Raw genomic sequence first — 7,351 nt, forward strand, 5'->3', positions numbered from 1 at the left:
AGGCTAGCATGGCTGCGTTCTCGAACTCCACGGGGCGAGACAGCCGATCGTGGGGTTTCGTTTGGGCGAAGGGTCCGGGATCTTGCCGGCGCCCGTCATCGTGCAATGGTCAAGGCCTGTGGGTCGTCATCGGCGGGGTGAGGGACGCACCCATGGCCAGGCGGAAATTCTGATCGAGGCCTGACTGGCGAGATGATCCGCAAACTCAAGGACGGCAAATACCGGCTTTATTCACGCAAGAAGGACGAGAAGACCGGGAAAAGGCGGAACCCGGGCACGTTCGACACGCGGGAAGCGGCGGAGAAGCATGAGCGCGAGGTGCAGTATTTCAAGCGGGATTGAGGGGGCCGTTACTAGTGCCGTTGAGCGGGTGGTTTCCGGACCCGACGCCCCGCATAGGGCTTATGCACATCCTCAGCTCCGGAAATAGAGGCTCCGGCCATTCCACCCGCGCCGCCGATCGAAGTACTAGGCTGGAACTGATCGATCGCGATTGGAAGTCGGAGCTTGTCGAGCGCACGGGCAGGAAGCGCCGGCGTTAAGAGCGTAGGCAGGGGACGCCACTTGCGCCTCATGCGTACCTCGACCGAAGGCTGACCAAAAACGGGGCCTTCCCGTTGCAACCGTCATCGTCTGTTTGGCGCCCTGGTCAGCAGCCTGGAAAAGAAGCGCATCAAACGGCATCCAATCGTTTGACCTAATTCCAAAGGCGATTGCGCAACGCCTTACGTCGTTCTATCGATCGCGCTAGAGCTTTCACGGAGGCTCTCAAATCGTTTTTGTGCGCGCCGTATTTAAAACTAAGCGTTTGGAGTTCTGGCGATAAATTAGGATTTGGTTTTATTGTGCCAAGATTTGTAAAAGATGGTCCGATTGTTCCAGACAAACTCGTCCAAGATTTGGAAGACGATCGTGTAGTAATTTTTTGCGGCGCAGGCATTTCAATGGGTGCGGGTCTTCCTGATTTCAGGGGTCTCGTCGAATATTGCTATAGTGAACTTGGGAAGCCGCTGCCGGCAAAGAAGAGCGATGATTGGGTATGGCTCGATAGGATGCTAGGCTCGCTGGAAAGTGAGTTCGGCGCCGAGGCGATGCGTGCGAAGGCTGTCGATCGCCTCAAGATGACAGCCAAGGATCTCACCATGCATGAGGCGATCCTGAAGCTGGCGCGCCTGACCGGGGGTAACGACGGTGTTCGTCTAGTTACAACGAACTTTGACCTATTTTTTGAGCAGACAAAGGCCGGAATGGCTCTTGGTAGGGACTATCACTCAGGACCGGTACTTCCGATTCCGCGCAACGACCAGATCGCCAGTTGGAAGAGTATTGTGTACTTGCATGGCCGGCTCGATGATGTAGGAAATGACAACCAGCATCTCGTCTTGACCAGCGCAGACTTCGGTCGGGCTTATCTGACTGAGGCCTGGGCGGCTCGGTTCATCGCACGCCTGTTTGCCGATTTCACGGTTCTCTTCATCGGGTATAGCCTTAATGACCCCGTGCTTCGCTACATGACGGATGCCTTCGCTGCGGAGGACGCGATCTCGCGCAGCGGTCGCAAACGAGAACCTGCCTATATCTTCGTATCCTACAAGGGTTCCCCGCCCGATCCAAAACCATGGCACTACCGCCGGCTGGAGCCGATTTTCTACCGCGCTGCATATAATCACCGGGCGCTCAAGGATACGCTTGTCGAGTGGGCCGCCGCTCGGCAGGACTACCTTGCCAGCATCAAGATTGCAGTCGAGCGCAACGCCGGCCGCCTTCCTAGCGCACTCAACCCGAGCGACGCCGCAAACGTCATCTGGGCGATCACAGGCAGACCTGGTGACGCGGGGCATGGCGCAAAGGTCTTCGCCGCTATGAATCCTATGCCACCGGTGGAGTGGCTTTTCGAGTTCGAGCGGAGAGACGCCGATGCGCGCAAAGCCTTTGACCAAGAGGTCGCGGACGCAAAGAAAGAAGGGCGAGAGAAGCCGCTGGCGCCGCTCTATCACGTCGAACCGTTGGTCCCCCTCCGTCTTGACAACAGCGGCGCCCCCTTGCTCACAGAACCAGCGTTGGCCCTTATTCCGTGGTTCATCAAGCATCTCGAGAACCATAAGTTGGTCGAGTGGCTGATTAGCAAGATCGTCAACGGCCAACGGCTTCATGCCCGACTACGGTGGGCTGTTCGCAACAGGCTCGATGCACAACCACCGCTGGCCGCCGGCTATCAGGCCTTCTGGCGGATCGTTGCGAGTGAAGGTGAATGGGGGACGAACTATCTGTTCGAGATGCCCCCAAATGATTTGCGTCATGCGATCAGGATCGATCGCGAGGCGGCTTGGCTGAAGCAAGAATTGGCTTTCGCCATCCGACCGTATCTGACCTTCCAGCGATCATACACAGCAGCGCTCAGAGGGATCGGTGGCGATCCGGATGGTTCGCGACTTGGCAATCTCGCCGACGCCGAAGTGAAGCTCACCGGCGAAGATGGCGGGATTGCACTGTTGCTCAACGCAATAGACGCGACCCTCAATCCAGACATCTTTTGGTCTGAGCACCTCGATATGCTGACGGCGCATCTGAGACAGGTTTTCGATCTTTACGCGACTGCCGGCGAGGCGAGTCCGACCTATGATCCAAGCGTGGTGCAGCGACCTTCGATCGTGCCGCACGAGCAGAATCGCAATCATGTCGATTGGGCAAACTTCTTCGACTTAATCTGGCGTGGCTGGCTACATATCGATGGCACCGATGCCGGTGAAAGCCGCTACTGGGTCAATCGTTGGCGACGCATTCCTTACCCAGGTTTCAAACGGCTCGTCTTCGCGGCAATCGCCCAGACATCACATTTCACCGCAACTGAAAAACTGGAGGTGCTGCTGCATGGCTGAGTTGGGGCCTCTTTGGCATGCGTCTTTCCGTAAGGAGACCATGGATTTGCTGGTAAAATTATGGCCAGCGCTAAACGATGCTGGCCGCGATGAGTTGTCGACAGTGCTACTGGCGGGGCCCCCAGAGGGGCAGATGGGTCATGTCGATCCGGAAGAGCGAAGGAAATCCAGTGATCGCCGAATGTATGATCGCCTCATTGTGCTCGACCGGCTGGGCGAACCGCCGCTGCCCGAAAGGCTCGCGGCCAGGCTAGCTGAAATCCGCACTACCTATCCCGAGTGGCGTGCTTTGCCGGATGAGCGCGCCCACTTCGGGAGCTGGATGGAGATGCGCTGGGGTCCCGATTCCAATTACAGTGTTGACGACCTTGCGGCAAAGGATGATGAGGCGCTGCTCGATACGCTTCGCAATGATTACAACGAGCGCGAGGGGTTGCTTGATGCTTGGAAGCAACTCGCCACGGCGCAACCGCAGCGGGCCTTTACACTCCTCGCGTCGCTCGCTCAGGCCCAAGACAATGGCTCCGCCGATGTCTGGGAGCATGCTCTTTGGGGTTTGCGTGAAAGCGAGAATACCGGAGAGACTGGCCGCAAGCTCCTCGGGCTACTGGCAGACCTTCCTCACGACCTTTTCAACAAGGCAGATGTTACGCGCGGCGCCGCAGATCTTCTTGAAGCACGCAGCCGTGCGATCGCCACGGAAGGCGAGCCGGAGCACTTTTGGCGCTTATTCGATCGCGCCCTCGACGCGGCGGCTAACGAACCGACGCTCGATCAGAAAGACAACAATGGCAATCTTGCCCCGATTGATTGGGTGAGCGTAGCGGTGAACCGCTCGCTCGGACGCATCGCCACCGCCTTCATGAATGCCTTGTTCGCTCGTCGCCCTCTAGTGGGCGCAGGGATTCCGGAGGATCTTCGCGCGCGGCTTGATCGACTGATGGCTCCGGCCGAGACAAACCACCGCACCGCAAGGGTGATCGGTGCGAGCCGTATCTCCTATCTCTTTGCGATCGATCCAGAATGGGCCGGTCGCACGCTCGTGCCATGCTTCGGCTGGACGAACGAGGAGGAAGCGATCTCAATGTGGCAGGGTTATGCTTGGCAAGCGCGGATTGACCCGCAACTGTGGTCGGCCCTCAAGCCGAGTTTCATTCCGCTCTTTAAGCCCGCGCGTCTGGCTCGCCTCGGAAGCTGGGGGCGCAATATCGCCCAGTCGCTAATGCTGATAGGCGTCGCGTTCGGCATTGACGAGTTCAGGCGCGAGGAAGCTCGCGACGCGATCCGGGCAATGCCCGAGGAGATGCGTGGCCAGGCGGCAACGTGGATCGCTAGTTACATGACGGCTGAAGGCTCAGGGGAGCAGCAGCAGGGCAATGAGCCAATCGGAGGCGACGCCGATGCTCGTTGGCGGGATCGAATCGCCCCTTGGCTGAAGCGAGTCTGGCCGCCAGAGCCAGCACTGCGCTCTTCGCACGTTTCCGCGCAGTTTGCACTTGCAGCGATCGCAACCGAAAAGCTTTTTCCCGAAGCTGTCGAAACGATCAAGCCTCTTGTAGCTCCAACGCGATCCTACGAAGTGCTGCACTTGCTAAATGCATCTAAACATCCAGAGAATCATCCGCGTGCCGTGTGCATTCTGCTCGATGCCGTTTTACTCCAAGATCGAATGGTTCTGTTCGAGGATCAGCTTCGCTCGGTGGTAACGCGGATCGGCGCCGCCGATCCGACGCTAGCCGACGACAATGTCTATCGCCGCTGGACTACCTTCGTCCGCTCAGCAAATCCCCTGACCGACCATTCGGTCTAATTTTCGCTTCCGACACCTAAGGGACTTTAGAACTCTCAGGAGTGGCGGTGTCGGGAGCCTGTTTTCGTGTGGTCGCCCCCCCCATTAACCATTCGTTAACCATTCCCTCGCTAGCGTTTACCTCTCAGTAAGGATTCGCCAGCCGTGACCTTTGCCGCTCCCCTCGAGGCCAAATCCATTCGCTTTCGTGCTCGTTCTTTCGTCGCTTTCACCTTGACCCCGGAAGCGCCCATGGTGGAGTGGCTGCAGGGGCTGGATCACTGGATCGGCAACTCGCCGGGCTATTTTGCCGGGCGGCCGGTGCTGCTGGATCTGAATGTGCTGAAGCCGCGGCCGAGCGAGATCGCGGCGCTGGTCACTGAGTTGGGCACGCGCGGTATCCGCATCTATGCCATCGAGCTTGAAGGGGCTTCGCTCGGGCCAGAGCTGCCGCCTTTGCTGGTCGGCGCCAAGGAGGCGACGACGGATGGGCTGCTGCCTGGCCGCAAGGGGCAGGACGAGGTTTCCGGCAAGCCGGAGGGCAAGGCCGAGGGCAGGGCGCCGGACCACCGCATGGATGCGCGGACGGACGCTGCCAGCGTTGCGAAGGGCAAGGCTGGCGCAAGCAAGACTGACGAAAGCGAGCCGCAGGTTTCGCACTACGATTCGGGCACGCTGATGATCAAGGCGCCGATCCGCTCCGGCCAGGCGATCATGCATCCGCATGGCGATGTCATCGTGCTGGGCTCGGTCGCGTCCGGTTCGGAGATCGTCGCCGCCGGCTCGATCCATGTCTACGGCACGCTGCGCGGGCGCGCTTCGGCGGGCGCGCTCGGCAACACCGGCGCGCGCATCTTCTGCCGCCGCAACGAGGCCGAGCTTCTGTCGGTCGACGGCTGGTACATCACCGCCGAGGAGATGGAAGGGGTGTCGCGCGGCAAACCGGTGCAGGCCTTCCTCGACGGCGAGGGCCTGCGCGTCGAAACATTGAGCTGATGCGGTTGACTGAATTTGAAGGCCGTCAGGGCGGCCGGGACAACAAACGAACAACAACGACGGAGGCTTTTTCGATGGGCAAGGTAGTGGTGGTCACTTCGGGCAAGGGGGGCGTCGGCAAGACCACCTCGACGGCGGCGCTCGGTGCCGCCGTGGCCAAGACCGGCAAGAAGGTGGCGCTGGTCGATTTCGACGTCGGGCTGCGCAATCTCGACCTGATCATGGGGGCGGAGCGCCGCGTGGTGTTCGACCTCGTCAACGTCATCCAGGGCACGGCAAAGCTGTCGCAGGCGCTGATCCGCGACAAGCGTGTCGACACGCTGTTCCTGCTGCCGGCCTCGCAGACGCGCGACAAAGACGCGCTGACCGAGGAGGGCGTCGGCGAAGTCATCGACAAGCTGCGCTCGGTGTTCGACTATGTCTTCTGCGACAGCCCGGCCGGCATCGAGCGCGGCGCGCAGCTCGCCATGCGCTTTGCCGACGAGGCGGTCATCGTCACCAATCCGGAAGTGTCTTCGGTGCGCGATTCCGACCGCATCATCGGCCTGCTCGACGCCCGCACCATGCGCGCCGAACAGGGCGAGCAGATCGCCAAGCATGTTCTGGTCACCCGCTATGACGCGGGGCGGGCCGCGCGCGGCGAAATGCTCAGCATAGATGACGTGCTGGAAATCCTGTCGGTGCCGCTGCTCGGCATCATCCCGGAAAGCCAGGATGTGCTGCGCGCCTCCAACCTCGGTTCGCCGGTGACGCTGTCGGAGCCGCTCAACACCGCGGCCAAGGCCTATATCGACGCCGCAAGGCGGCTGGAAGGCGAGGACCTGCCGGTCGTCGTCCCCTTCGAGCGCAAGGGCTTCCTCGACCGGCTGTTGGGAAGGAGGGCGGCATGAACGTGTTGTTCGACCTCTTCAAGCGGCGCTCCAGCGCGCCGGTGGCGCGCGAGCGGCTGCAAGTGCTGCTCGCCTATGAGCGCCGCAACCGCAACCAGCCCGACCTCGTCTCCATCCTGCGCGAGGAGATCATGGCGGTGATCGCCAAGCACGTGCAGATCGACCAGGATTACCTGCAGGTGTCGATGGACAGGGGCGAGACCATGTCGACGCTGGAGATCGATATCCAGATCCCGAACAAGAGCGCGGTGCCGATGGCGATCGCGGGGTGATCTTTACCCTCCCCCTTTGTGGGGGTCCGGAGGACGGGCGAGACCCGTGGCTCGCCCCGGTAGGTCGATCCGCAAAGCGGATCGGGGTGGGGCCGGCGCGACGCCCCAAGACTTTGTCCAGCCGATAGATGGGTAACACTTTAAACCGGATACATGGGTAACAGTTCTCCCCCTATGCGTCCGTCGCAGCGCCAAGCGGTTTGGTTGGCGCGGCGCTGCGACGGACAAGCTTCATGCGCCTGGTGTCGATGATGCCGAGCGGATGAGCATGGAAGCTGAGCATCCATTCGCCGTCTTCGGTCTCTGCGGCGGCGACCGCTTCGCCGGCCAGTGTTTGCGAGACATAGACGAAGCCGCCATTCCACTTGATCTCGCCATTGTGGCGCACACGGCGCACCGCCGCCTCGTCCGGATAATCGGGCTCGGGCGGCGTTCTTGGCATGGCGCGCCGTGAGGGGCGGTAATGCTGGGCTGGGGTGTCCATGGCGAGTGCCTCATGCGGGCGTTCCTCATTGTAGCTGCGCC

The 7,351-nt window shown here is 60.7% G+C and carries 6 protein-coding genes and 1 pseudogene; 6 read left to right on the forward strand and 1 reads right to left on the reverse strand.

Features of this window, described 5'->3' with window-relative positions:
- The first annotated feature begins 192 nt into the window (after positions 1-192).
- The 6 genes from CKW40_RS15125 to minE all read left to right on the forward strand — a co-directional run bounded on the left by CKW40_RS15125 (position 193) and on the right by minE (position 6,826).
- Positions 193-342 carry a hypothetical protein gene (locus CKW40_RS15125; protein ID WP_095200669.1) on the forward strand — a complete coding sequence of 50 codons (150 nt, stop codon included), beginning with the start codon at positions 193-195 and terminating at the stop codon, positions 340-342.
- A 602-nt stretch (positions 343-944) separates the two neighbouring features.
- Entirely contained in the window at positions 945-2,879 is a 1,935-nt protein-coding gene (locus tag CKW40_RS15130; protein WP_095200670.1) for an SIR2 family protein, read from the forward strand.
- 133 nt (positions 2,880-3,012) lie between these two features.
- The gene (locus tag CKW40_RS15135) at positions 3,013-4,689 is read left to right on the forward strand and encodes a hypothetical protein (protein WP_179297976.1); all 1,677 of its coding nucleotides are present in this window, start codon (positions 3,013-3,015) and stop codon (positions 4,687-4,689) included.
- A gap of 144 nt (positions 4,690-4,833) precedes the next feature.
- Entirely contained in the window at positions 4,834-5,664 is an 831-nt protein-coding gene (gene minC, locus CKW40_RS15140; protein ID WP_095200672.1) for a septum site-determining protein MinC, read from the forward strand.
- Between the two features lie 74 nt (positions 5,665-5,738).
- The gene (minD, locus tag CKW40_RS15145; protein WP_095200673.1) at positions 5,739-6,554 is read left to right on the forward strand and encodes a septum site-determining protein MinD; all 816 of its coding nucleotides are present in this window, start codon (positions 5,739-5,741) and stop codon (positions 6,552-6,554) included.
- Positions 6,551-6,826 (forward strand): cell division topological specificity factor MinE, encoded by a 276-nt coding sequence (gene minE / locus CKW40_RS15150; protein WP_095200674.1) that lies wholly within the window; start codon positions 6,551-6,553, stop codon positions 6,824-6,826. Before minD ends, minE begins: the two co-directional genes overlap by 4 nt.
- Positions 6,827-6,998: 172 nt before the next feature.
- Here the strand turns inward: minE and CKW40_RS15155 are convergent.
- Positions 6,999-7,351, reverse strand: a pseudogene (locus tag CKW40_RS15155) (integrase); the annotation flags it as partial.

This window comes from Mesorhizobium carmichaelinearum (assembly GCF_900199455.1).
GTDB lineage: Bacteria > Pseudomonadota > Alphaproteobacteria > Rhizobiales > Rhizobiaceae > Mesorhizobium > Mesorhizobium carmichaelinearum.

Bases quoted from the DNA above. Each gene is read 5' to 3' on its own strand.
- CKW40_RS15125 (WP_095200669.1), top strand. From the start codon at position 193: ATGATCCGCAAACTCAAGGACGGCAAATACCGGCTTTATTCACGCAAG.
- CKW40_RS15130 (WP_095200670.1), top strand. From the start codon at position 945: ATGGGTGCGGGTCTTCCTGATTTCAGGGGTCTCGTCGAATATTGCTAT.
- CKW40_RS15135 (WP_179297976.1), top strand. From the start codon at position 3,013: ATGGGTCATGTCGATCCGGAAGAGCGAAGGAAATCCAGTGATCGCCGA.
- minD (WP_095200673.1), top strand. From the start codon at position 5,739: ATGGGCAAGGTAGTGGTGGTCACTTCGGGCAAGGGGGGCGTCGGCAAG.
- minE (WP_095200674.1), top strand. From the start codon at position 6,551: ATGAACGTGTTGTTCGACCTCTTCAAGCGGCGCTCCAGCGCGCCGGTG.